Origin of the sequence: Acetobacter tropicalis, assembly GCF_030644465.1 — a bacterium.
Classification (GTDB): Bacteria; Pseudomonadota; Alphaproteobacteria; order Acetobacterales; family Acetobacteraceae; genus Acetobacter; species Acetobacter tropicalis.
Genome location: NZ_JAUYUW010000001.1, coordinates 3,373,063 through 3,396,010, shown reverse-complemented (window position 1 = coordinate 3,396,010; position 22,948 = coordinate 3,373,063). Strand labels below are relative to the sequence as shown.

The window sequence follows — 22,948 nt, the reverse complement described above, 5'->3', positions numbered from 1 at the left end:
ATGACCTACGGAGTTACCCTTGAAAGAGATACGTCTTTTTCAGAATGGCGGCCTTTGGCGCGGCGTTGCTTTCTAGCCGGAGTGCCGCCCGAGGCTATGGAATGGCGATGCTCTACAGCAGAGGCTTCCCTGTTTGATACGCCTCTGTCTCTCCCAACACCCCGGCCAGACGCCCAAAATCCGATATTACGCAGCAATTGCCTTGCATTGCTCAAATCCATTCTGCGCCATGCCGATCAAACACGCTTTGATCTGGCTTACCGTATTTTGTGGCGGGCACAGACTGAACCGTCCCTTGCGGCCATTCCACTTGATCCGGATATTGCCCGCGCCCTCCGTATGTCTCACCAGATCCGGCGGGACGCCCACAAGATGGAAGCTTTTCTCCGCTTTCGAGAAATAGGGGAGAGCGAAAACGGGCGACGGCTGTTTCTCTCGTGGTTTGAGCCAGACCATTACATTCTGCCCACTGTTGCGCCGTTTTTTACCCGCCGTTTTACAGATATGGACTGGGCAATTCTGACTCCAAAAGGCTCCATCACCTGGAATGGAACAGAGTGTCTCATCACCCGCGCCCCCTGCCCTAAACCGGATCTTTCAGACACATTGGAGCAATTGTGGCAGACCTATTATGCCTCCATTTTCAATCCGGCGCGAATCAAAACCAAAGCTATGCGGTCGGAAATGCCCCGCAAATACTGGAAAAACCTGCCTGAAACCCGCCTTATCCCGCAAATGCTTGCGCAAGCAGGGGCCAGAGTAACAGCCATGGCCACCCAGCAGCCACAAGAAGCACCTCAATTCCATAAACGCCTACAGAAAAGACGGGCAGAAAAACCCTGACCCTGACCTTTAAAATATCATATCTCATGTGGAATATTACTTCCCTGTTTTGAATAAAGCTGAAAGTCTGTCGGTTCTGAATTTCTCGGCCCATCACACCTGCCAGACTGACATCATGCTTCTCAAAATCAGATCTTCACGCACTTTTTTCTTCCTCATTGCCCCTCTTCAGAAAGCGCAACAAAAAATTGTGCCCTATAGCGTTAGAGATATGGGAGACAGGGTCTGATGCAGGACGCAAAATGGCGGCAGCTTGTGGCGGGCCTGATCTGTATGGCTGCCATTTCTTCCCCCCAATATGTCTGGACCCTGTTCACGCCCACCTTGAAGGGCGAATTCGGTGTCAGCGCAGCCGCCTTACAGGTCACGTTTTCTCTTCTGATTGTCCTGCAAACGGTCTTTTCCCCTATTCAGGGATGGATTGCGCACCATATTCATCCGCGCACTCTCATCATGATCGGAATTGGCTTGACGGGGCTGAGTTGGGTGAGTGCGGCATCAGCTTCTTCTCTCACGCAACTCTATCTGTTTTATGGTGGCCTTGGGGGCATTGGCACCGGCATTGTGTATGTTGGGGTTGTCGCCTTATTGATGCAGTGGTTCCCTCAAAACAGGGGGATGGCAGCAGGAGCGGCTGCCGCAGGCTATGGCATGGGAGCCATGGTGACCACCTTCCCAATCTCCCACTTTCTGGCTCTGTGGGGATGGCGTCCAACCCTGTCCATGTTTGGTATTCTTATGGCCGCAGTGGGGCTTGGCGCAGCGTACTTTTTAAAAACGCCTGCCCGCCATCAAGAACAAACAAACTGTAATCAACCAGGTTATCTAACCCCTTTCGTGCTCAGAGCACCCCTGTTCTGGTTGATGTTCTTCATGATGGCCACAATGGCCACGTCGGGGCTGATGGTTACATCCCAACTCGCTCAGATTGCCCATGATTTTGGCGTCTCACACCTAACCATACTGGGTCTGAGCGCCCTCCCTCTGGCCATGACACTTGATCGTATCGCCAATGGCCTAACCCGTCCGCTCTTCGGCTGGATTTCTGACAGATATGGACGCGAGCAGACCATGGCGTTCGCCTTCGCGCTGGAAGCGATCGCCCTTCTATGCTGGCTGGGGATGGCTCATCATCCTGTCGCCTTTGTCCTGCTTTCTGGCCTTGTGTTTCTCGGATGGGGAGAAATTTTCTCTCTCTTTCCCGCCACATTAACCGATACTTTTGGTGTGCGCGATGCATCCCGTAATTATGGCATGCTCTATATGGCCCAAGGTGTAGGAGCCATTTTTGGTGGCCCACTGGCAGCGTGGCTGCACCAGGCCAGCACTAGCTGGTATCCTGTTTTTGCCTGTGCCATCGGGGGAGATATTCTCACTGCGTTTCTGGCTCTTGCTGTGCTGCGCCCTATGCGTCGTCACTTTCTGCAAAACACGCCACCATCCGTCTGATGTCATTTATTTGACCTCGGACACTGTCCCCGTTTGCATATGCTCCGCAGCCCCTCCCCCAGTTCACATCCATCCGCTGTTCAGACGGGGGAAGAAGAAACCGGCCCCATGCGGGCCTGACTGAAATCCTTCAGCTTAGGCTTTTCATCTCCAGCACTTCTCCTTACACCTTCCCATCGTGACGGTGCGCGTCAAGATTGCGCAGCAAGCAGAATGGGAAGGATCACAGCTTTAAAATGCTCAGGAACGCCAGCACGCCATTTTCCCTGCTGCCTGTTTGCCTGGTTCTCAGCATCAGTTCACCGGCTTTCGTGACCATTGCCCATGCAGGTACCGTGCCGTCCATCACCTTGGGGGATGTTGTCATCAAACCCTATGCCACGGACCAGCTTGATATTGGCGGCCTCCCGCAAACAAGCGTCCCTGCATCCGGCGTGGGCGTTCGCGCTGGCAGGCTGAGAAACGGCGCGCGTATAACCATTCACAAACAGTTTGAAATTGGGGCGATATGGGATTTCGGCCCCGTTCCTCATGGTCCGATGCGCCTGTTTGAAGGACAACTCAGCTATCTGGGCCTGAAGCATTTTGTCTTTACGGCGGGTATTTTCAAACCCAGTTTCGGGCTTGAGTCCATGCAAGCCCAAGGAGATACCGTTTTTATAGAACGCGCCAGCATTGCGACAATCACCCGTAATCTTGCCGCAGGCATTGCACGGCAGGCTGTCCAAATTGAAGCTCACGGCAAGCGCTATCATGTTGCAGTAGCCGGCACAGCCGGCACAGCAGGGCCTGATCACGATGGCAATCAAAGGGCCATTGTGTTCCGTTTGGTAGGCCTGCCCATCCGCACACGGGATATTCTCTTTCACGTTGGCTTTTCTGGAGAATGGGTGTTCAAAGCCGCACAAAGTCCCGGCCAGCCACCAGCCGCCAATTTTTCGGATTTCCCGGAACTGAATGTTGGTTTGACAGGAAAATTTCTGAATACAGGCCGCATTCCGTTGCGCAGCGCAGGCGCATTCGGGCTTGAAGCCGCAGCCGCGTGGAAACGTTTGCTTGTATCAGGAGAGGCTTACGAAATTGAGGCCAACCGCCGAGAAAATGTTGGCACACAACATCTGCATTTTTCAGGCTGGTACGCTCAGGCCAGCTATACCCTGATGGGTAAGCCCCGTAGTTGGAAATCACGCACGGCCGCCTTTGCGGCCCCCACCTGCCAGAAAAACCAGACCACCCTGTGCAACGGAAGCGGCGTGCTGGAAGCGGCGTTCCGCTTTTCGGATGCCAATCTGAGGTCTGCTTCCGTAGATGGCGGCCACCAACAGACATGGTCTGCCAATCTGAACTGGTGGCCGGTCGATATTTTGCGGGTCAGCCTTCAATATGAGAACGGTACCGTTCGGGAAGAACATGCCACAGAGACGTTTCAGGCCGTACTCTCAATGCTCCAGATCAAATTCTAATCCTTTCTGCGCCAAAGCCAAGCGCCACATCCGCAGGAGTCAAAAACAATCAGATCGCAAGGTCATCCAAAAGCCTGATACCGCACTGTTTTGACATAGTCTGCCGATAGGCTTCTACTGCGGCAGGGTAAGTCAGACCACCGATTAAGGAAAAGCTGTGTAACTGGGCAAAGAGGTGAATATCATCTGTGGAAAGAGCACCATTCACTGCCTCTGGAGATTGCACCATTGGCGCAAGATCTTCCAATAGTGCAGCCAACGGCTCCAATGCGGCGGCCCCTTCACTCAGAATATCCGTGAAGGCTCCCGTGGAACGCTCCTTGGTGCGCACAAAATAGGCGCGTCCGGCTGTTGTAGAAAACTCCGGGAACGGAGCACATGCTGCACGAGGCAGAAACTGCTTATACAATGGTCCATTGGATCGTCTGATCCACTCTGCTAGCGCCGGATTGGTTGGACCCGTTAAAAGAGGCGTTCCCTGCGCGTCAATATGTGCCACAATATCCATGCTTTCGCCCATGAAATGGCCATTCTCTTCAAGAATTGGCACCATCTTCTGGCCGATCATCTGTTTGGGCGTTGCTTCATCGTTGTTTTGAAGAATAATCAGATCAAATGGAATGTGGCGCAGCCCAAATATCATTCTGGCTTTAATGCAGAATGGACAGTGATCATAGACAAACAGCTTATACATAAAAGCCCCCCACTTTGGTGGTTCTCAATCTTCTTTTTAAAGACCATTTCAGAAATCTCATATCAGAGACAACACCTGATCTCTGAAAAGGCCTCTAAAAACTAGATCCTGAGCACACCATGCAAAGACATAAGGAGATCATAAACCGTATTTGTTCAACAAAATTGAATATCTGCCGCGCCCTACGCCATTTACTATGCGTGAAACACTCAGAAAATCGTTTATCTATGCCTATGCCGGCGCGGCCCGTGATAATCAGTCACCAGATAAGGAATGGTTGTCAGTATCTGCACACCCAGCATCCCTGGCCCCCGCTTTGCATCACGCCGTATTGGCAGGTGTGCATGCCCATTGGTCCAACGCCCCCATCCTCTTCAGGAGGATGCCAGCCGAGAAGATCGCCTTTGATATGCGTTGTCACCTTCTTCCGTTTCCGGGAATCAACGAGGGTGATATCGCCTACATGGACCCCAAGATACCGCTTGTCCTGCACATACGGACCAATCACATCGACAGGCCGACTGGCGCGGGACGAAAGATGCACCTCATGAACATCAGGCGGCAGCATGAAAACAGCAACGTTCTCTTTTTCCATCGCTTTTCGGATAAACTGACCGCTTTCTGTCACCAGTTGCAAATCATGATCGTCCGTTACTTCTGGTAGATAGAACGGACTTTCCAACCCGCCAACTTCAGCGCGGGATTTCAGGCGATGATATAAGCCTTCCACAACGGTTCTATCCGTTACAACAGGCATATGGGTGCGGGTATGCCAATGGCTGTCTTCAGGGCAAGGCGGCAACGCGCTGGCAATAAGCAGGTTTTCCGCAATCAGCACAGCATGAGGGTCGGTCTGCACCGGATAGGCTTTATAGGCTGTAAAAGTCCGATCATAAAAAATTGAAAGTCTGTTCACCAGCAAACACAGAGGCACAAACTTGTCTTCAAAAAACAGGCAGTGATCAGGGGTGAGAACAACGTCATGGGCCGGCACGCCATCCGCAATGGCATCCTTTAGAATGCGAATAGGATAACCTGCTTCATCATCCGGCAGACCGGGCAATGTCATACCATAGGCGACGCGGATATGTGAGACCAGATGAGGTAATTCCTGGCCATCTGTATAGCCCAGCACGGCATGGCCCGGGCTAAGAGTTTCTACCTTGGTTTTGCCTACGGGCGTATGGAGGCATGTCCCTTCCAGGAGACTTGCTTCAGGCACAGACAGGCGATCACCGCCCTGCCCGCTGCCTCCAGGATTTATATTGGGTTCCTGCTTGAATGCGCCTTTCAAACAATCACCTTCTTCTGGGCGTGTAGGAAGAAAAGCCATTTATCCTTTCCATAACACAATGAACGACCAAGGGCGCGCGTGTTACAATGTAATATGTTTGCTTTTTGCCATAAGAAGATGCGCACCGCCGATTCAGGGAGAAAACACCCCCAGAAAACAAAACCAAAGATGCCCCTCTCCCACCAACAGAAAGTGTGCAATCAAATGTATTACAAAATTAATTTTGACAAGGCCAAGCAATGAAACTTTTGAAATTGTAATTTAGGCGCTGTTAAAAAAAGACCTAACTATTGTTAATTTCCCGGTCATATACAGAAGGTGGATTTAAGTTAAAAAAATTAAATTTACTTTTTCTGCATAAAATACATGATATTTTCTTAGATAATAATTTTATTAAAGAATTTTCTTTCCATTTTGGCACTCTTTATTGGTCTATACGACTATAGCGTTGAAAACTTTAGAGCAATCATTTGCCTGCGTGAGTTATTGTATCGTAAAATTTTTATTAATATGTCTTCACTTACGTCCTCAAAAAGAGGGTATCATTCTTAAATTTTAATTTCACTTTGATAATGCGCAGTCTCTCGGCCTTAAAACTCATCAGCCTTCTATATGAATCGACCCTGATCTATAAGGATTTCTTTCTCTCTTTCTTTCAGCAGAATCTGCTATTCTGCTTTCATTTTTACGGAACCTGCTTTGTATGTCTGACACCACCCCTCTCATTTTATCCTTTGGCAGTGTTAATATTGATCTGACGGTGCGTGTGAAAGCTTTACCCAAGGCCGGAGAAACACTGCATGCGTCCAATTATACGATTGGTCTGGGGGGCAAAGGAGCCAATCAGGCGGCGGCGGCGGCTCGCCTGTGCCGCCAAACGCCCGCTCAGGTTGCGCTGGCCGGACGGATAGGGACAGATCATTTTGGCGCGTTCGCACGGGACGCTCTACTGTCTTTTGGGGTTGAAACAGCACCTCTTTATAGTGATCCGGAACACCCCACCGGCATAGCGCTGATTTCTGTCGATCAAGATGGTGAAAATTGCATTACAGTTGTCGGCGCCGCAAATATGGCCGTGGGGACGGCTGATCTTGAACAAAATTCCCCCTGGCTAGACCGGGCTCGCGTCCTGCTTCTTCAACTTGAATGTCCCCTTGCAAGCGTTGCTGCCGCAGCCGCACGCACCAGAGAAGCAGGAGGGGTAGTCATTCTTGATCCCGCACCGGTACCGACTGAGGCACTTCCCGCGCTTTTGTGGCAGAACATTGATGTTCTGACCCCTAACGAAACAGAAACCTTTCTCCTGACCGGCATCCAGCCAGAAACCGCTGAACAGGCAGCACAGGCTGCGCAAATCCTCCTGCATAAAGGAACCCAGGCCGTGGTGATCAAAATGGGAGGACGCGGAACGTATTGGCATGATGGCATTGAAGGCGGGTTCATCAGCCCCTTTAAAGTGGTTCCCATTGATACTGTTGCGGCGGGAGACTGCTTCAATGCAGGTCTCGCTGTCGCACTCAGTGAGGGTAAGCCTCTTCCGGAGGCTGTCCGTTTTGCTTCCGCATGCGGAGCGCTGGCAACCACCCGTAAAGGTGCGGCAGATGCGGCTCCCACACGGAATGAAGTGCAGGCGCTTCTGGCGTAAACATCCATGCTTTGGCTCTCACCTGCCGGAACAGGATCGTTTTGGTTGGAAATTGAACTCTTCCGACAGATATGAAAGAATGTATATCCGTCACTCCCTACAGCAAGAGATAGGCATGCGTTTTTCCTTTTCATCCCGCTTTTGTACCTATCGCCCCCGTAAAACGGCCTCTTTTCTCTTGATGGCTGGGATCAGCTTTTCAGCGTATGTCGCTCTGCCCGTGCAGGCACAAACAGCGCCCCAAAAACCGGATCTCTCCGCCATTCAGACCGTTGTGGTGATTTTTGCGGAAAACCGGTCTTTTGATAATCTTTACAGAGGCTTTCCAGGCGCGGATACATCCGCCAATCTTCCTCCTGAAACTTTTCAGCAAAAAGACCGGGACGGAAGTGTTCTGAAAGAACTTCCCCCTGTCTGGGGCGGACTGACAGGACGGGGTATTCCCAATCCGATCACGCAAGCCATGACGGAACATCTTCCCAACAAACCGTTTGCTGTAGATGACCCAAAGGGCTTCAACGTGCCCCTCAATACACTTACGCATGACCTATGGCATCGGTTTTATCAGAACCAGATGCAGATCAATCACGGCAAGAACGACATGTTTGTAGCGTGGGCGGATACAGGAGCCATGCCAATGGGCTACTGGAACGGCAGCCACATGAAAATGTGGAAAATTGCCGAAAAATACACAATGGCAGACCATTTTTTTATGGGAGCCTTTGGCAGTTCCTTCCTCAATCATCAATGGCTGGCCTGTGCCTGCGCCCCTTATTACCCTGCAGCAGATACAAGCCTTGCTCACCCCTCCATTGTAGTGGCAGACAAAACGGGCACAGCACTGCTTATCGCCCCCAACTCCCCCCATTCCGCTTTGGATGGTGTTCCAAAATTTGTGCGTGATGGAAACCTCACGCCGGACTTCCATGCGGTCAACACCATGCAGCCGCCCTATCAACCAAGTGGCAACAAGCCCGCAGAAGGCCAAGACCCACGCTTTGCCGACCCCGCACGCCCCACCACACTCCCCCCCCAGACCACACCGACCATTGGTGACAGGCTAAGTGAAAAAAACATTAGCTGGGCATGGTTTTCCGGAGCATGGCAGCATGTACAGGATCACGGTAACGCCTACCCGATGCCTGATTTCCAATACCATCATCAGCCCTACAACTATTACGCAAACTATGCCCCGGGCACCGCTGCCCGTGCTCAGCATATTCAGGATGGCGGCCTGAACGGCATCCGCTTCAAAGAAATTATTGATAGCGGCAAACTGCCGCAGGTCTCATTCTATAAACCGCAGGGCAATCTGAACGAGCATTCAGGCTATGCGGACATTGAATCCGGCGACAGCCATATCGCAGATCTTGTCAGCCATTTGGAAAAAAGCCCCCAGTGGCCCCATATGCTGGTAATTGTGACGTATGATGAAAACGGTGGTCTCTGGGATCACGTCGCCCCTCCCAAAGGGGATCGCTGGGGCCCAGGCTCCCGCATTCCCGCTATTATCATCTCCCCGTTTTCCCGCCAGCATTACGTGGACAAAACTGTTCAGGACACCACGTCCATCATTAAGTTTCTGACCGAGCGTTATAATCTCCGCCCGCTGGATGGCCTTCTCAATCGAGACAAGTCCATTCAGGCCAGCACAGGTAAACCGCTGGGTGATCTGACAGGAGCTCTATTGCTGCCCAATCAGACCCATTAGACTTCTTTCTCTCTCTGGTGCCATGTCTACGGCGTGGCATCAGACCTTTTCTGGGTATCAGAATATCCGTCAGTCAGCGTTTTGAGAAACGCGACAATGGCGTCAATCTCATCATCTGACAGGACAGGCCGGTTACCTGGTTGCGGCCCAAATGGAGGGTCCATATTGATGTTCTCCTGATACTGCTTTGGAAGATCATCATATTTCAGGATTCTTCCATCTTTCCCGACCGGATAAATGCGTTCGGGGTGAGTGTCTCTCAACACATAAAAAGCTACGGCATCCCGTAGGGAATGATAAAATCCGTTATGGAAAAACGTCTGCCGTGTTGCCACATTCCGTAAAGAGGGCGTGCGGAACAGTCCACAATATTCAGCATACTGTTTCAGATCCGTGCGGTCAGGCCCGCAAAGACCAAGATCAAACACTTTTGGGTTCTGGTTGAATGGTAACGCCCTGTTTCGTGGCACACCAACGGCAATCATACCGTAATCCGTAAATTGCGGCGGTGTCCCATCGTTGCCCGGCTGGCTTTTATGGCAGGAAGCGCAGTTTCCCTTTTCAGGGTCTTCAAACAATTCCAGCCCTTTGTGCTCCCGTGGCGTCAGCACGGTTTTGCCCGCCAGATAGGCATCATATTTACTGGAATAAGGGTAAAACCGCCGCCAATCCTGCTGATAGGCTTCAAGCGCTTTGGTAATGACTTGAAACAGATCTGTTGTTTGCAGATAAGGCCCGAGCGCTTTCAATGCCTCACCATAGCCCGCGCTGAGAGCTCGGCGGACAACATCCTGCGGTGCCTGCTGCCCCATTTCAAAAAAAGCCAGTAACGGAATAACCGCCTGTTCAGCCTGCGTATTGGCACGACCATCCCATGTCAGGCCACCAGTTGGACCGTTATCAATGCTTTCGTCCGCTTCATCTTCAGAATCAAAAAAATGCTCTGTAAATTGCGGAACATTTTGCAAATATTTCAGAGAGGGCACGGCCCGGTGCCCTCGCTGTGCCATATCCACCCCGCCATACTGCACAGAAAGCGCATTATCCGGCGCAAAAGCGGCTTTCTCGCTATGGCAACTTGCGCAGGATAACACACCGGAAGCTGACAGGCGCGGATCGTGAAACAGTTTGTCCCCGACGGCGGCCAATCGGGCGACGTTTTTATAGACTTCGCTACGACTTGCTCCTTCTTCAGCCTGTGTGGAAGAAGGAGGCCATATCAATAGACAGACAACAAGACACGCCTGACAGGAAAGGAAGAAACGGTTCATCACGCCAGAAAGAATAGCACTCCATCAGGAAAAAATCTCCTTACTTGAGAGTAACGCCCGCCCGCCAAGCCCAAGGCCTTCCCCTTACCGTGAAAACCCTCTCTTCAGGGTTTAGAAATCAGATCCTTGATCAGAGCCTTCATGCGGGGCACATCCACAGTGAGCACCACTTTTTCCTTCTGTTCGCCAACATCAGGCTGATATCCCTCTGTCCAGGACAGAATGTCTCCGTATTGCGCGCTGAACATGGTGTTCACGTCCACATACAGGTCTGTGCTGGAACGGATGAGAGTGGGGTCCAGCCAGACCGCCGCAGCAATTTCATCCCACAAGGGAAAGTTGTTGGCCCCACGCTTTACAATCCGGGCAATGGGCGTGTCCGCCGAGGCAATATCCTTCACAAATTCCGCGGACATTTCTGTCTCGGTAGAAGGGTCCACCGGCACCATGACAATCCGCTTCCATGGGGCGTGCATCGTAATGGAGGCAGCTTCAGGATCAAACCGGATGTTGAATTCCCGACGAGGAGAATTGCCGAACTCCCGTGCAAACTGGGCAGAGGCTGCACTCGTCAACTTTTGGCGCGGGTTCAGGCTCCCCCCCATGTACACCAGTTCCTTGGCAAGGCTGGCAAATTCCGGGTCCAGCTTCTGTGCCAGAGCTAGGTTGGTCATGGGGCCACATTCAATAATACTGATCTGGCCTGGATATTGATGCACCATGCGGATCATGAACATGGCCGCATTTTCAGCCGAAGGCTTGGTCTTGGGGTTCCCCCACGGCAGATCCGGCACCACATCGGCCGGATGGTATGGCGGAAGGGCCTGAGTGGTTTTCTCCACCCATTTCTTCATCCACGCGCCTTTCCACACCAGCTTGCCGTACAGGGCTTCCCACCGGTCAGTCAGCTTTTCAGAATTCATGAGCGGATAGGTGGCACCCTGCACAACCGGCACATCTGTACGGCCCGCAATTTCCAGCCCCCGCAATGCGTAAGCTGTCGCCTCTTTCTGCCAGAAATCTCCGCTGACAGTACCAAAACCCAGAACTTTTACATGCGGGGCCTTCAGCACCATCCACTGGGCCAGTGCAAATCCGTCATCGTCAAAAATGACCATCCGGCCTGCTTCGGCATGCGCCACTACCGGAACAGATGCGCCCAATAGCCCTACGGCCAGAACGCAGCGCCGCGCAAAACGGGCAAAACCACTCTTTTTTATCACGCCTGCTTTCCTTCTGGGGCAGTTTCAAGATTTTCCGGGCCAAAAGACGATGGCAAAAGCGCGTGCAGATTATCCTTGAATAATAGCGCGCCGTCTTCATCCACTACCAGAACACATGTCCGGGGTGTTGCAAACTCCCGAATTTTCTGGCGGCACCCTCCACAGGGCAGGCAAGGCGCTGGTCCTTTGCCTGCCACCATGATGGTTGCAATCTTGCGATCCCCGCCCGCAGCGACCATAGCAGAAATAGCACCAGCTTCCGCACACACTCCTTCCGGATACGCGGCATTCTCCACATTGCAGCCGGAAAACACCTGTCCATCTTCCGTAATCAAAGCGGCGCCTACATGAAAACGAGAGTATGGCGCATAGGCATTGCTACGTGCAGCAAGGGCGCGCTGCGTCAATGTAGCCGTCATGCTTTCATCCATGGGAGGAACCTTCCACAGCAGTTTTCCCATAAATCAGGCCAGCCAGATCCTTGGCCGCAGCACGAAACGCACTCAGGATATCATCCGCAACGGCAATATCTCCGCCAGCCTGCCGGATAAACCCCTCCACCATGGCATTCTGCAACAATCCTTCTGAATGCACGATCATGGCGTCTGCATCCAGCCAGCGGACCCGGCTACCATTTGGGGGTTTCTCTTCCGTCAGAGGCGTATGCCATGCCTGTTCAAAATAACTCTGCACCTTCTCATGGTAAGTACGACCATCCACCGTGTAGCCTGCCATCGGCTTGTTCTGGGCGGCCATATAGCCAATTTCCACTGCCGTACCGGGGTCCATATCCGCAGCCCGCCGAAAAGGATCAATGCAGAACAATGCTGCGGCACATTCATCCATCAGGCCACGATCCAGCCGCGCAATCAGCAGGCTCGTTTCCTTTCCCGGCGGCAGAGCTTCTACCTCATCCTGCCCATCAAAAGGCGATACCCCGTGCAGGCGTACTGCCAGACAGGCTTCCTTAAAGGCCCGGAAAAGCTGCTGGGCGTCTTTTCTGAAAACAAGGTCTCCACCAAGGTAAACCTTGGGGTAAGCCGCACTCTCGGTCATAAGGTCTTCCATGTTTCATACGGCGTAGTCTACTCATTCCAGACGCCGTATCGTGTGGTGAACTCTGTTATGAACAATACGAATTCGTTATAGAACCCCATAGACACCACACAAGATGTAAGCAAGAACGATATCTTGCCCTGCAGTAGGGTGGAACCTTTTCTTTAAGCCGTCAGAGCGAGGAACAAACAGGGCATGCGGGCAATTCAGTTTCTTTTTTCAGGCATGATGGCCGCCTCGGTCCTGTTGTCTGGTTGCGCCCATCATGCTTCTGCTCCCCCTGTACCGGCCAGCATCTCCCTTACGGCACCTCTCCATGGGGATTTTGGGCACTATACCCTTGCCCTTACATGGCAACCCGGCTTCTGCACCGGACCAGAAGGAAACTCCTGTCAGGCAGATCAACCCAAGACCCCCCTTATCGGCCTTCATGGGCTTTGGGCCTCTCGCCCTTCTGACCTGATAAAGGCACAGGTTCCAGTAACCACATGGTGGCGAAAAGGATGCAGCCTGTATGAAGGCGATGCATCGTCACCAGTACCCCGCTTCTCTCCAACGCTCTCTCATCGCTTGTCAGACGTGGTTGCCCATACACACTCTGATCTTGTTGCACACGAATACGCCAAACATGTACATTGCTTCGGTATGCAGGAAGAACAGTTTTTCTCGGTGGCCACCCAACTCCGGGATCGATTTGCGGCCCTTCCCTCCGCTCAGCATCTGACATCCGAACCCGGAACAGTTATTGCAAAAGCTGATCTGACCAGAGAAATTGAAGCTGACACAGGACCACTGCCGGATCGGGGCGTGCAGTTTCAATGCAACACCCCCCCCCAAGGGCAATCCGTTCTAGCCCAGATCTGGTTCACACTTAAACCCGACGCTCTTTCCCGCTTCCCTAAAGCAGATGCGTTCATGAGCAGCCCCCAAGTGCAGGACAACTGCCCAGCCTCTTTCCTCGTCCCTCAATGGAACCGCTGACAGAGCCACTCTGTAACCAGCGATAGCCTTCACTCAAAACAGTCTACTCTGTCTGTAGCCATCTGGTCAGGATGTGTGTGACCACATTTGTTGATATAAGGACCATTCAATGCATAGTCGTGGATGTCTTGGTATTCTTCTGCTTCTTGGCATTGCCGTCTTTTTTTCAACAGAGCGTAAAAATATCAGTCTCCGCACGGTTCTGAGCTGCCTTGTAGCACAGGTGGCCATTGGCCTGCTGGTCTTACGGGTGCCTGTGGGGCAGCAGATCTTGTGGTCTCTCTCCCGCGTTGTCACCAGCATCCTTTCCTGTGGGGATGAAGGGGCACGTTTTCTCTTTGGCGCCCTCGCCAGTGACAAAATGGGCACAGTGTTCCCGAATGACGGCTTTGTGTTCGCCTTCAGGGTTCTGCCCTCGCTTGTGTATGTCAGCGCCCTTATTGCCATCCTGTTTCATGTGGGGGCCATGCAGTTCTTTGCACGTACAACAGGGAAAATGCTGCAAAAGGCCCTTGGCACCTCGCCCGTGGAATCTTTCGGAGCTGTTATCACAATCTTTATTGGCCAAAGTGAACTGCCTGTAGCTCTGGGTCCTTATCTGCGTACCATGGCCCCAACCGAACTCTTCAGTGTACTGTGCAGCGGAGCCGCCTCCGTTTCCGGGGCTACGTTGGTGGGGTATATAGGGCTCGGCGTGCCCGCACATTATCTGGTTGCCGCCTCCTTCATGGCCATTCCCGGCGGCATGATGTTCGCAAAAATTTTGGCCCCCCGCCCTGCTGGCAGCCCTGTTGATACTCTTGCCGCCGGGCGCTCCTCCTACAATCAGGCCATCTTTGAAACCATTACTGAAGGAGCGCTAAAAGGGACCAAAACAGCCGTGGCCGTAGCGGCTACATTGGTTGCCTTCATCGGGCTGATTGCCCTGATCAACAGTGGTTTTCAGGCATTAGGGCAGCTTGTTCACATGCCTTTTCTTTCTCTGGAATATCTGTTCGGACTGCTGTTTTCTCCCATTGCCTGGCTGCTGGGTGTTCCGGCAGGCGAGTGCAGCATTGTCGGCTCCGTGCTCGGCCTCAAGCTGGTTATCAATGAATTCGTGGCCTATCTGCACCTCGGCCCGTCTCTCCAGAATGGCGCTCTTTCCGCACGTAGCGGGGCCATTGCGGCCTTTGCCCTTTGCGGCTTTGCCAATCTCAGTTCCATAGGCATTCTTGTGGCTGCTTTTGGCAGCCAGTGTCCGGAAAGGCGTGCGGAACTGGCGCGTATCAGTGCCCGCGCCGTACTGGCTGGCATGTTGTCCAATTTCATGAGCGCCGCTATTGCGGGCGTTATTCTCCTGTAAAACCCTACATATCAGCACCAGATACGGAGACAGTTTTGGACCGGCAGAAACTTATTATTGATACAGACCCCGGACAGGATGACGCCATTGCCATCATGCTGGCGCTGGCATCCCCTCACATTGACCTGCTAGGCATTATTGCAGCCGCTGGAAACGTGTCTGTAGAGCAGACAGCCGAGAACGCCTGCAAAATTCTGGAACTTGCAAAACGGCAGGATATCAAGGTTTACAAAGGGTGCCCGCGCCCTATCCGTCGCCCCCCGATTACCGCCCAACACGTGCACGGCCAGACCGGCATGGATGGCCCCGACCTTCCCACTCCACTCCATACACCCGAACAACAGCACGGGGTGACATTCCTTCTGGAAACACTCGCCGCGCATCCGGCCCACACCATTACACTGGTTACCATTGGCCCCATGACCAATCTGGCCGCAGCCCTTGTGCAGGCACCTGAAACAGTGGCGCGCCTAAAGCAGGTTGTAGCCATGGGCGGCGCATGGTCAGAGACCGGAAACATCACGCCGGCGGCTGAGTTCAATGCCTTTGCAGACCCGGATGCCATGGCCATTGTTCTAAATAGCGGCCTGCCCGTCACCCTTGTGCCGCTAGACATCACCCATCGTTTTCTGATCACCCCAGATCGGCTGGAAGCATTAGCGAAACTCCCTGGCCACTGTGCCAAAGCGGCTCATGCCATGCTGACTTTCTCCGCCCGGTTTGATCTGAACAAATATGGCTGGCCCGGTGCCCCGCTGCATGACCCCTGCACCATCGGGTATGTCCTCTGCCCCCACCTTTTTGCAGGCAAAACAATCAATGTTGAGGTGGAAGTCTCAAGCCCACTTACCCTTGGCGCAACCGTTGTGGACTGGTGGCAGGTTACTGGCCGCCCTCCTAACGCGACCTTCCTCCGCTCGGTGGATGATAACGGCTTATGGACCTTGATACTGGAAAGTCTCTCCCGCCTTCCTTAAAGCCACGTGCCTCTTGAGAAAGCGGAATGGCTTCATCCTCCGCTTTTCTTCGCCCCTTTCTAGGTTATTTTGAAAGGGGTGTGAGATGCCAGACAAGCTCCTCAGCAGGGCAAACACCCTTCAGGCCCCCTTCAATTACTTCCCGGTCCAAAATCTCAAACGTATAAAATGCGCCGTAAAGCTGCCTCACTTCCTCCGCATCCACGGAGAAAGGAGGCCCTTTCCGCAACGCCTGCTCATACTCCAGAGTAATCAGCAGTTGCGGTGCATTTTGCGTGATAGAAATAACATGGTCTGCATAAGCATGCCGCATTGCCTCAGGCAAAGCGATCAACGCAGCCCGATCATACACAGCACTGATGTTCCCCAGCGCCTTTTCTGTGAGGCCAAAAATATTTCCAACATATACTTTGAGGTTGCCCGCCTCAAACAACAGGGCTTCGTTCTGTTCTGTCATACAGGGAGCATAGCCTAAGTCCTGAAACAGGCTTTCCACAGCAATGCGGCTCAACTCAACGCCCACCACGGCAAAGCCCTGCTCAAGCAACCAATGAATATCCAGGCTTTTCCCACATAAAGGGACAAAAACGCACGCCCCCTCCGTCAACCCGAGAGAGGCAAAATGCCGAACCAGAAAAGAATGAGGTTTTGGCTCATGAAACCCTATCTGGTTCTGCTCCCATTTTTTCTGCCAGAAAAGTGCGTCCACAGTCTGCCCCTTAACGTGTTCTGTTTGGTACCTCAGGATACCAACCGTCTTGCCATATCATAAAGCTACGGGAGAAACTGCATGACATGGCAGAACAGATTTATGGCTGTCTGACGGCATATCTTATACAGGAACGGGCGCATCTTCACGCAGAAGCCCTTGTTGTTTCAAATCCGCCCAGAAAGCGGGTGGAATAGGAACGCTGAACCATTCAAGATTTTGTTCCAGTTGCTCCAAGGTGCTAGTACCGGCACAGAACGCCGGAATAGCCGGGTGCGCGACAACAAATTGCAGAGCAGCCGCCGGAAGCGGAACATCATGATTCTGGCAAACAGCCTGAATTTTCATAACCTGCTCCAGAATATGTTTAGGAGCAGGCGCATAATTATATTTAGCGCCTGCTACAGCACCTTTTGCCAAAATACCGGAATTGAAGCCTCCTCCTACCAGCACTGCAACACCCTGTTCTTCACACCGGGGGAGAAATTCCTCCAGCGCCTCCTGCTCCAGCAATGTGTAGCGTCCCGCCAGAAGAAAACAGTCAAAGTCCCTTTGTTTCAGGGCCTCGTTACAGACTTCCCATTCATTCACCCCAACCCCAATTGCCTTGATCACTCCTTCCGAGCGTAAGCGCTCCAGAGCCTTCCAGCTTCCCTCCATTGCGGTTTTAAAAACTTCCGGCTGGGCCTCCCCCTGAGTAAAACGATCAATATCGTGAATAAAAACAACCTCAATTCGTTCCAGCGCCAGACGCTGCAAAGAGTCCTCAATAGAACGCATGGCGCCATCGTAGCTATAATCAAACGTCATCTTGTTGGGGGCGGCGTTCTTCCAAGGGGCAAAATCTATTTCCGAGCGTTTTGCCGCTGAAAGACGCCGCCCAACTTTGGAAGAGAGCACAAAATCATCCCGTTTTTTCCAACGTAACGCCTGCCCCAGCCTTAGTTCCGCAAGCCCGTGCCCATACATGGGGGACGTATCATAAAACCTTATTCCTGCATCCCATGCCCGCTCTATCATTGCCTGGGCATTTTCCTCCTCCACTTCCCTGGCAAAATTGCCAAGAGGAGCCGTCCCAAAAGCAAAGGTCGTCACATCCAGACCACTACGGCCAAAGGCACGTTTTTCATGAGGCTTCATAATTCTTTCTTCCTTTGCAGAAGTTATTGTTTTTTGAAGACGTTCCGGGCTCCTCACCCTCTGCTTAAAACTTAAATGATGCTCACATCAGAAAACGCAAAATGGCACACGTATTTTAGATGCGGCGAACAGGGTTAGACAAACCTGACATCTCAAAACAAACGCCAATCGCACTATCTGGTTAGATATATTTATTTTTGAGCACGCTCAAGTTTTGGTCATAGCAGTTCACCATAAAATGTCTTTCCCAGCATTAAAACGCAGAATACTCTGGGAATTTATTAGCAACGAAAAAGAGAAATTAATTCCAACGGAAAATTATATTCGAACGTCTTTTTCAATACGGTTCTTTATATTAAAATGTATTCAAAAATTCTCTAGCATAAATCTTAATACTGTTGATCTGCTTATCCTCACATAAAACGAAGACCAAGCAGATCAGCTTTTGACTTTGATAAACTATCTTTCCAGCGCAGCCTTCAGACGTTCCGGTCTAAAGCCCGTTGCAACGACATACAGTTCGCTTGAATCTTTACGGCTGGCAGGCGGCTTAGCATGGCGCACCTGAGTAAAAGCCTGCTTGAGTATATCAAGCATGTCTTTCTCTGAACCGCCCTGAAAAACCTTGGCAACAAAACCGCCGCCTTCTGCCAGAATTTCAAAAGCGAAATACAAGGCTTCCTGCGCAAGCCCGATAATCCGCATATGATCAGTCGGCCCGTGGCCCGTGGTGTTGGGAGCCATATCAGACAACACCAGATCGGCCTTACCATCCAGAAGAGTTGTCAGGCGGTCTGCCATGGTAGGGTCTGTAAAATCCCCTTCAATGATCTCAGCCCCAGCCACAGGATCAACTGGCAGAAGATCCACCCCAACCACCCGCTCCGCTCCGCGTTTGACAATCACCTGTGTCCATCCACCGGGTGCCGCGCCCAGATCAACAACCCTCATGCCGGGTTTGATCAGATGGAAGCGGTCATCCAGTTCAATCAGTTTAAATGCTGCGCGTGAACGCCATCCCTGCTTATGTGCCGCCTGCACATAAGGATCATTCAATTGCCGCGCCAGCCAACGCTGTTGCGCTGTTGTCCGCCCACGGGCTGTACGAAGAGAAACAGCCTTTGTGCGCAGGGTACGCGGTGCATCTGAATCGTCCTGACTTATGCCAACGCCTGGCGTAGTGCTGCTTTTGCGCGCACGGCCAGGCACGCGCAAAGGCTGGTTCTTCCGGCCAGCACCGGTTTTATGCTCGCTCATGATCCTGTCGCTTGGATAGAGTGCTGAAAGGGTATGGGGCCAAGCATGGGAGAACGCTGGTAACGCCGTGGTGGCAGCCCAGCCTTCCGGATCATACGCAGAACCATGCCATCCCTTAACCCACGATCGGCCACAATGATATCTTCAATGGGCCATGTATCGTGAATAGCCTCAAAAATGGCACACCCCGGCAGCACGAAGGATGCCCGATCAGGCCCGATACACGGATGTTTTTCAATGCCGTGCACGCCCATTCTTTGCAGCATACGCACAGCCCGACGAGCACTGGCAGACGGCAGAAGAGAGCCATCAACCGCAGCACGCGCATAACGTGGCAGATTGAGCACAAGGCTGGCCAGTGTGGTTACTGTCCCGCTTGTGCCGATAAAGCGCGTCTGCCGCCGCCGGATTTCCGGCCCAATACGGTGCACACTCTCAAAATGCTGCAAGGACTGCCGAATATAGGCCACCATCTCCTTGTAACAGCCGGGATCATGGCTGCTACCCGGTCCAAACTGCTCAGAGAGGGTAATAACGCCTATGGGCAGACTCAGGTAACCAATCAGTTCCTGCACCTGCCGGAAAGGGTCAACCCTCACCCATGCAATTTCAGTTGAACCGCCGCCAATATCAAACAGGAGCGCACGATTACGGGGAGGGCCAAATCGCGGATTGTGGATAAGATTGGCACAGCTCTCCACCGCAAGGCAGGCTTCTTCCCGCCCGGAAATGATGCGGATGTCAAACCCCGTTTCAGCCTTCACCCGATCCAGAAAAGTCGAGCCGTTCTCCGCCCGACGGCAGGCTTCGGTTGCAACCGCCCGAATATCCTTGAGTTGCCGCCGCCCGACACGGTCCGCGCACGTGCGCAGCGCGTCCAGCGTTCGTTCCATGGCAGTGTCGGCCAGCCGCCCTGTGTGATGCAATCCTTCACCCAGCTTCACCATACGGCTGTAGCTGTCCACCACACGGAAACCACCCGATGTCTGGGCTGCCACCATCAGGCGACAATTGTTGGTTCCCAGATCAAGAGCCGCAAAAAGTTCATCCTCATGATGCCGAGGATAAGAAGAAGCAAAGACAGGTCTGCCCGGGCGGCCGGCCCAGGGGGGGATGTGATCCATCTGTCCGGTCCTATCAGTTAAAAGGTTGTTACTCTGTTAAGTTCTATTTTTGGGGAGCGACGCCCAAGGAGCAAGACAAATATGCATCAAAATCAGAATTCTTTTTGCATCCCCCCTTGCACTGCCCATTTGCGAGTGGTAGGAGAGCCTCACCGACGCGGAAGCCGACGCTAACGGTTTCCAGAAATCTCCTTGCTGGGAGATAGTTTAGCGGTAGAACTACCGGCTCTGACCCGGTCAGCCCTGGTTCGAATCCAGGTCTCCCAGCCAATCGCTCCATAAAACAATAAATATTATGTTATAGCTACAACTATGGCCTCTGGCATATCAAAACAGTCTTAACGTTGCAGAATAACATCGTTACGACTCAGGGCGTAGCCTCCATCATTGCCTCTCTTTGGTATTTCTGTTTTTTTCAGCTCTGACACAAAAGTCCCCTTCCCCTTCTCACTGGGACATTTCTCTCTCATAGTTGCGGCTATCAGACAGGCTCTTGTAATACATCTGGTGTCTTGAACGCCTCACGCACCATAATGAGGCAGTCAGCCCACGGAAGCCCCTTGGAATGATGTCTTCTGCGCGTTTTCATCAGACCATTCCTGAGCCCCAGTCATCAGCGCCAGATGATAGGGAGAGCACCTTGTCTTTACACACATCTCCACCACAACCGTCCGTCCCGCCTGTTGAGCCTCCCGCTTCGCCCGAATCACATATTGCGCACATCCTTATCGTGGAGGATGATCCAGAAATCTGCGGCCTCCTGCAGCGTTACCTCAAGCGGTTGGGCTATCAGGTTTCTACAGCCGTCACGTTACCGGAAGTTATGGCTGCCCAACAGACAACACCCGTGGATCTCACGCTTCTGGATCTCATGTTGCCTCAGGAAGATGGACAGACCATCTGCCGGCACCTCCGGCAGTTCTCAGATACCCGCATCATCATGCTCAGCGCCCTCAATGATTTACGAGACCGTATTTCCGGCCTTGATCTGGGTGCTGATGATTACATTTCCAAACCCTTTGATCTGGAAGAACTTGCGGCGCGCATACGCGCAGTTCTGCGGCGCACGACATCCCCCCTACCGCTCCCTCTGGCAGATCAGACACTCCAGTATCGCTTTGATAACTGGCTGTTTGAGCCCACTAAACGGGCCCTCTACGGCCAAACAGGAATTCGCATTGCCCTGACCGGCTCAGAAACCGATCTTCTGCTTATCTTCTGCCAGAACGCACAGCGCGTCTTCCCTCGGGAAGAACTCCTCGCTCGCATGCATGGAGAGGAAAAAAACGTGGACTCCCGCGCCATAGACCTTCTGATAAGCCGACTTCGCCGCAAATTGTCCCGTCAAGGGCGCCAACTTGAACTCATTCGCACAATCCGCGGCGATGGATATATTTTTGATCCCGACACCCTCAGATCATGAAAGGACGGCTGACGCTTTATCCGCGTACCATTTATGGCCAGATGGTCATGCTGGTGTCCCTCAGCATGGTTGTCACGCTGAGCATAACCTCGTTTCTGCTCTTCCAGTTCCGGCCAAAACTCCCGCCCCTCCCGCACAATCCATGGGCAAACGCTCTGGCCATAGAAACGGGGATTCAAGCCTTAAAAGCTGCCCCGCCTGAGGCCAGAGCCAAGATAGCGGAAAGTATATCGAACACGGATGTCACGTTCGTTATTGGCCAACCCTTCTCCTGCCAAGATTTTCATCCCAACCCGATGACAGATGCGCTGGAACGGATCCTCATCCTGCGCCTCAATCTGTATAAAAGTGATGTTGAGACCAAAAGCTGCGCTCCCGGTAATAAGCAGAGTCCTTTTACTTATATTTTCCTTCCTCAAGACAACATCAGCATTCGGGCTTATGATCATCCGCCCCTTCATTTTCATCACATCATGCGGCTGACCATGCCGCTTGCCATTTCCTTACTCCTGCTGCTCGCTATCATTCTGCCCCTTACCTTCTGGAGCATCTGGCATATTAGCCGTCCCCTGCGGAATATTGCCGCCAGCGCAAACGCGTTTGGGTACGATATCGCCCCCGCTCCCATCCCGGTTCAAGGCCCAACCGAAGTCCGCCGCCTGACGCATGCCTTTAACCGGATGCAAGCGCGTATTGCTGCTTCTGTAGAAGAACGGACCCGCATGCTCATGGCCATAGGGCATGATCTGCGCACTCCGCTCACTCGTCTTTTCATGCGCCTGGAACTGGGAGGGGAAGAAGCCTCCGCGGAGGCCATGCACCATGACCTGACACTCATGAAAAAAATGCTGAATGGAGCATTATATTTTCTGAAAGAACAGACGGAATCTGAACGTGCGGAAAATGCAGATCTAAGCTCTCTGGTGGAAAGCCTCTGCCTGGAATTCAGTGCAGTCGGTCATCATGTGACTTACACTGGCCCTTCTCATCTGAGCTGCCTCTGCCAGACAACGGCGCTGGAACGCGCTGTAAGTAATCTTATTGAAAACGGCTTGAAATACGGCACGCAGGTTGACGTGCTACTGCATAAAGAAAAAAATCATGCCTTCATTGATGTGCGAGACAACGGCCCAGGCATTCCCGACACGTTGCAACCCTCCGCCCTCCTGCCCTTTTACAGGCTGGACCCTGCCCGTGCGTCAGATGGTGGACTGGGTCTTGGCCTCTCCATTGCAGAGGCCATTATCGCACGCCATCATGGACATTTATCATTAAGCAATATCCAGCCCACGGGCCTACAGGCGCGTATTGTCCTTCCCCTTAATCAAGACAAATGCTGAGGC

At 52.6% G+C, this 22,948-nt stretch carries 20 protein-coding genes and 1 tRNA gene; 11 read left to right on the top strand and 10 right to left on the bottom strand.

The genetic code is table 11. The features are described 5' to 3' along the window. From QWU00_RS15310 to QWU00_RS15300, 3 genes are all read left to right on the top strand, one after another. Positions 1-843 (top strand): TIGR03915 family putative DNA repair protein, encoded by an 843-nt coding sequence (locus QWU00_RS15310; protein ID WP_035377212.1) that lies wholly within the window; start codon positions 1-3, stop codon positions 841-843. Positions 844-1,071: 228 nt separating this feature from the next. Continuing rightward, positions 1,072-2,292 (top strand): oxalate/formate MFS antiporter, encoded by a 1,221-nt coding sequence (gene oxlT, locus QWU00_RS15305; protein WP_035377214.1) that lies wholly within the window; start codon positions 1,072-1,074, stop codon positions 2,290-2,292. 236 nt (positions 2,293-2,528) lie between these two features. Next, the gene (locus tag QWU00_RS15300) at positions 2,529-3,755 is read left to right on the top strand and encodes an OprO/OprP family phosphate-selective porin (RefSeq protein ID WP_081938913.1); all 1,227 of its coding nucleotides are present in this window, start codon (positions 2,529-2,531) and stop codon (positions 3,753-3,755) included. 49 nt (positions 3,756-3,804) lie between these two features. Here the strand turns inward: QWU00_RS15300 and grxB are convergent, their stop codons facing one another. Beyond that, complete coding sequence (gene grxB / locus QWU00_RS15295) at positions 3,805-4,449, bottom strand: glutaredoxin 2 (protein WP_035377216.1); 645 nt, start codon at positions 4,447-4,449, stop codon at positions 3,805-3,807. Between the two features lie 280 nt (positions 4,450-4,729). Then, positions 4,730-5,782 (bottom strand): Hint domain-containing protein, encoded by a 1,053-nt coding sequence (locus QWU00_RS15290; RefSeq protein ID WP_052051109.1) that lies wholly within the window; start codon positions 5,780-5,782, stop codon positions 4,730-4,732. Positions 5,783-6,446: 664 nt separating this feature from the next. Here QWU00_RS15290 and rbsK point away from each other — a divergent pair. Together rbsK and acpA are read left to right on the top strand one after the other, a co-directional pair. Further along, the gene (gene rbsK, locus QWU00_RS15285) at positions 6,447-7,388 is read left to right on the top strand and encodes a ribokinase (protein WP_035377218.1); all 942 of its coding nucleotides are present in this window, start codon (positions 6,447-6,449) and stop codon (positions 7,386-7,388) included. A 181-nt stretch (positions 7,389-7,569) separates the two neighbouring features. Further along, positions 7,570-9,099 carry an acid phosphatase gene (acpA, locus tag QWU00_RS15280; RefSeq protein WP_150395553.1) on the top strand — a complete coding sequence of 510 codons (1,530 nt, stop codon included), beginning with the start codon at positions 7,570-7,572 and terminating at the stop codon, positions 9,097-9,099. 26 nt (positions 9,100-9,125) lie between these two features. Here the strand turns inward: acpA and QWU00_RS15275 are convergent, their stop codons facing one another. The 4 genes from QWU00_RS15275 to QWU00_RS15260 all read right to left on the bottom strand — a co-directional run bounded on the left by QWU00_RS15275 (position 9,126) and on the right by QWU00_RS15260 (position 12,649). Next, positions 9,126-10,370, bottom strand: a complete 1,245-nt coding sequence (locus QWU00_RS15275) for a cytochrome-c peroxidase (RefSeq protein ID WP_035377266.1) — start codon at positions 10,368-10,370, stop codon at positions 9,126-9,128. Between the two features lie 104 nt (positions 10,371-10,474). Beyond that, positions 10,475-11,593 (bottom strand): nucleoside hydrolase, encoded by a 1,119-nt coding sequence (locus tag QWU00_RS15270; protein WP_035377222.1) that lies wholly within the window; start codon positions 11,591-11,593, stop codon positions 10,475-10,477. Beyond that, on the bottom strand, positions 11,590-12,012 hold the full coding sequence (gene cdd / locus QWU00_RS15265; RefSeq protein ID WP_035377268.1) for a cytidine deaminase: 423 nt from the start codon (positions 12,010-12,012) through the stop codon (positions 11,590-11,592). The genes QWU00_RS15270 and cdd overlap by 4 nt, the downstream gene beginning before the upstream one ends. 4 nt (positions 12,013-12,016) lie before the next feature. After that, on the bottom strand, positions 12,017-12,649 hold the full coding sequence (locus QWU00_RS15260) for a nucleoside 2-deoxyribosyltransferase (protein ID WP_035377270.1): 633 nt from the start codon (positions 12,647-12,649) through the stop codon (positions 12,017-12,019). 195 nt (positions 12,650-12,844) lie between these two features. Here QWU00_RS15260 and QWU00_RS15255 point away from each other — a divergent pair, with 195 nt between their 5' ends. The 3 genes from QWU00_RS15255 to QWU00_RS15245 all read left to right on the top strand — a co-directional run bounded on the left by QWU00_RS15255 (position 12,845) and on the right by QWU00_RS15245 (position 15,952). Next, positions 12,845-13,630 carry a ribonuclease T2 family protein gene (locus tag QWU00_RS15255; protein ID WP_052051110.1) on the top strand — a complete coding sequence of 262 codons (786 nt, stop codon included), beginning with the start codon at positions 12,845-12,847 and terminating at the stop codon, positions 13,628-13,630. A gap of 109 nt (positions 13,631-13,739) precedes the next feature. After that, positions 13,740-14,975 carry a NupC/NupG family nucleoside CNT transporter gene (locus QWU00_RS15250; RefSeq protein WP_035377224.1) on the top strand — a complete coding sequence of 412 codons (1,236 nt, stop codon included), beginning with the start codon at positions 13,740-13,742 and terminating at the stop codon, positions 14,973-14,975. 35 nt (positions 14,976-15,010) lie between these two features. Continuing rightward, positions 15,011-15,952, top strand: coding sequence for a nucleoside hydrolase (locus QWU00_RS15245; RefSeq protein WP_035377226.1), 942 nt, complete (start codon positions 15,011-15,013; stop codon positions 15,950-15,952). A gap of 64 nt (positions 15,953-16,016) precedes the next feature. Here the strand turns inward: QWU00_RS15245 and tmpT are convergent, their stop codons facing one another. The 4 genes from tmpT to QWU00_RS15225 form a co-directional block, all read right to left on the bottom strand. Beyond that, on the bottom strand, positions 16,017-16,661 hold the full coding sequence (tmpT, locus tag QWU00_RS15240; RefSeq protein ID WP_035377227.1) for a thiopurine S-methyltransferase: 645 nt from the start codon (positions 16,659-16,661) through the stop codon (positions 16,017-16,019). Positions 16,662-16,784: 123 nt separating this feature from the next. After that, complete coding sequence (locus QWU00_RS15235; protein ID WP_035377229.1) at positions 16,785-17,801, bottom strand: aldo/keto reductase; 1,017 nt, start codon at positions 17,799-17,801, stop codon at positions 16,785-16,787. Positions 17,802-18,260: 459 nt separating this feature from the next. Continuing rightward, positions 18,261-19,058, bottom strand: coding sequence for an RlmE family RNA methyltransferase (locus QWU00_RS15230; protein WP_035377231.1), 798 nt, complete (start codon positions 19,056-19,058; stop codon positions 18,261-18,263). Next, the gene (locus tag QWU00_RS15225) at positions 19,055-20,182 is read right to left on the bottom strand and encodes a Ppx/GppA phosphatase family protein (RefSeq protein ID WP_035377233.1); all 1,128 of its coding nucleotides are present in this window, start codon (positions 20,180-20,182) and stop codon (positions 19,055-19,057) included. The genes QWU00_RS15230 and QWU00_RS15225 overlap by 4 nt, the downstream gene beginning before the upstream one ends. 196 nt (positions 20,183-20,378) lie before the next feature. Here QWU00_RS15225 and QWU00_RS15220 point away from each other — a divergent pair. The 3 genes from QWU00_RS15220 (at position 20,379) to QWU00_RS15210 (ending at position 22,945) form a co-directional block, all read left to right on the top strand. Then, positions 20,379-20,452, top strand: a tRNA-Gln gene (locus QWU00_RS15220). Between the two features lie 370 nt (positions 20,453-20,822). After that, positions 20,823-21,605 carry a response regulator transcription factor gene (locus tag QWU00_RS15215; RefSeq protein ID WP_052051114.1) on the top strand — a complete coding sequence of 261 codons (783 nt, stop codon included), beginning with the start codon at positions 20,823-20,825 and terminating at the stop codon, positions 21,603-21,605. Further along, positions 21,602-22,945, top strand: a complete 1,344-nt coding sequence (locus QWU00_RS15210; RefSeq protein WP_035377235.1) for an ATP-binding protein — start codon at positions 21,602-21,604, stop codon at positions 22,943-22,945. The genes QWU00_RS15215 and QWU00_RS15210 overlap by 4 nt, the downstream gene beginning before the upstream one ends. Positions 22,946-22,948: the final 3 nt, after the last annotated feature.

What these genes read in the sequence shown, in the direction of transcription:
- QWU00_RS15230 (WP_035377231.1), bottom strand. Translation starts at nt 19,058, where the DNA reads ATGAGCGAGCATAAAACCGGTGCTGGCCGGAAGAACCAGCCTTTGCGC.
- QWU00_RS15235 (WP_035377229.1), bottom strand. Translation starts at nt 17,801, where the DNA reads ATGAAGCCTCATGAAAAACGTGCCTTTGGCCGTAGTGGTCTGGATGTG.
- QWU00_RS15290 (WP_052051109.1), bottom strand. Translation starts at nt 5,782, where the DNA reads ATGGCTTTTCTTCCTACACGCCCAGAAGAAGGTGATTGTTTGAAAGGC.
- QWU00_RS15260 (WP_035377270.1), bottom strand. Translation starts at nt 12,649, where the DNA reads ATGACCGAGAGTGCGGCTTACCCCAAGGTTTACCTTGGTGGAGACCTT.
- QWU00_RS15210 (WP_035377235.1), top strand. Translation starts at nt 21,602, where the DNA reads ATGAAAGGACGGCTGACGCTTTATCCGCGTACCATTTATGGCCAGATG.
- grxB (WP_035377216.1), bottom strand. Translation starts at nt 4,449, where the DNA reads ATGTATAAGCTGTTTGTCTATGATCACTGTCCATTCTGCATTAAAGCC.
- oxlT (WP_035377214.1), top strand. Translation starts at nt 1,072, where the DNA reads ATGCAGGACGCAAAATGGCGGCAGCTTGTGGCGGGCCTGATCTGTATG.
- cdd (WP_035377268.1), bottom strand. Translation starts at nt 12,012, where the DNA reads ATGACGGCTACATTGACGCAGCGCGCCCTTGCTGCACGTAGCAATGCC.
- acpA (WP_150395553.1), top strand. Translation starts at nt 7,570, where the DNA reads ATGGCTGGGATCAGCTTTTCAGCGTATGTCGCTCTGCCCGTGCAGGCA.
- QWU00_RS15300 (WP_081938913.1), top strand. Translation starts at nt 2,529, where the DNA reads ATGCTCAGGAACGCCAGCACGCCATTTTCCCTGCTGCCTGTTTGCCTG.
- QWU00_RS15255 (WP_052051110.1), top strand. Translation starts at nt 12,845, where the DNA reads ATGCGGGCAATTCAGTTTCTTTTTTCAGGCATGATGGCCGCCTCGGTC.
- QWU00_RS15310 (WP_035377212.1), top strand. Translation starts at nt 1, where the DNA reads ATGACCTACGGAGTTACCCTTGAAAGAGATACGTCTTTTTCAGAATGG.
- rbsK (WP_035377218.1), top strand. Translation starts at nt 6,447, where the DNA reads ATGTCTGACACCACCCCTCTCATTTTATCCTTTGGCAGTGTTAATATT.
- QWU00_RS15225 (WP_035377233.1), bottom strand. Translation starts at nt 20,182, where the DNA reads ATGGATCACATCCCCCCCTGGGCCGGCCGCCCGGGCAGACCTGTCTTT.
- QWU00_RS15275 (WP_035377266.1), bottom strand. Translation starts at nt 10,370, where the DNA reads ATGAACCGTTTCTTCCTTTCCTGTCAGGCGTGTCTTGTTGTCTGTCTA.
- QWU00_RS15250 (WP_035377224.1), top strand. Translation starts at nt 13,740, where the DNA reads ATGCATAGTCGTGGATGTCTTGGTATTCTTCTGCTTCTTGGCATTGCC.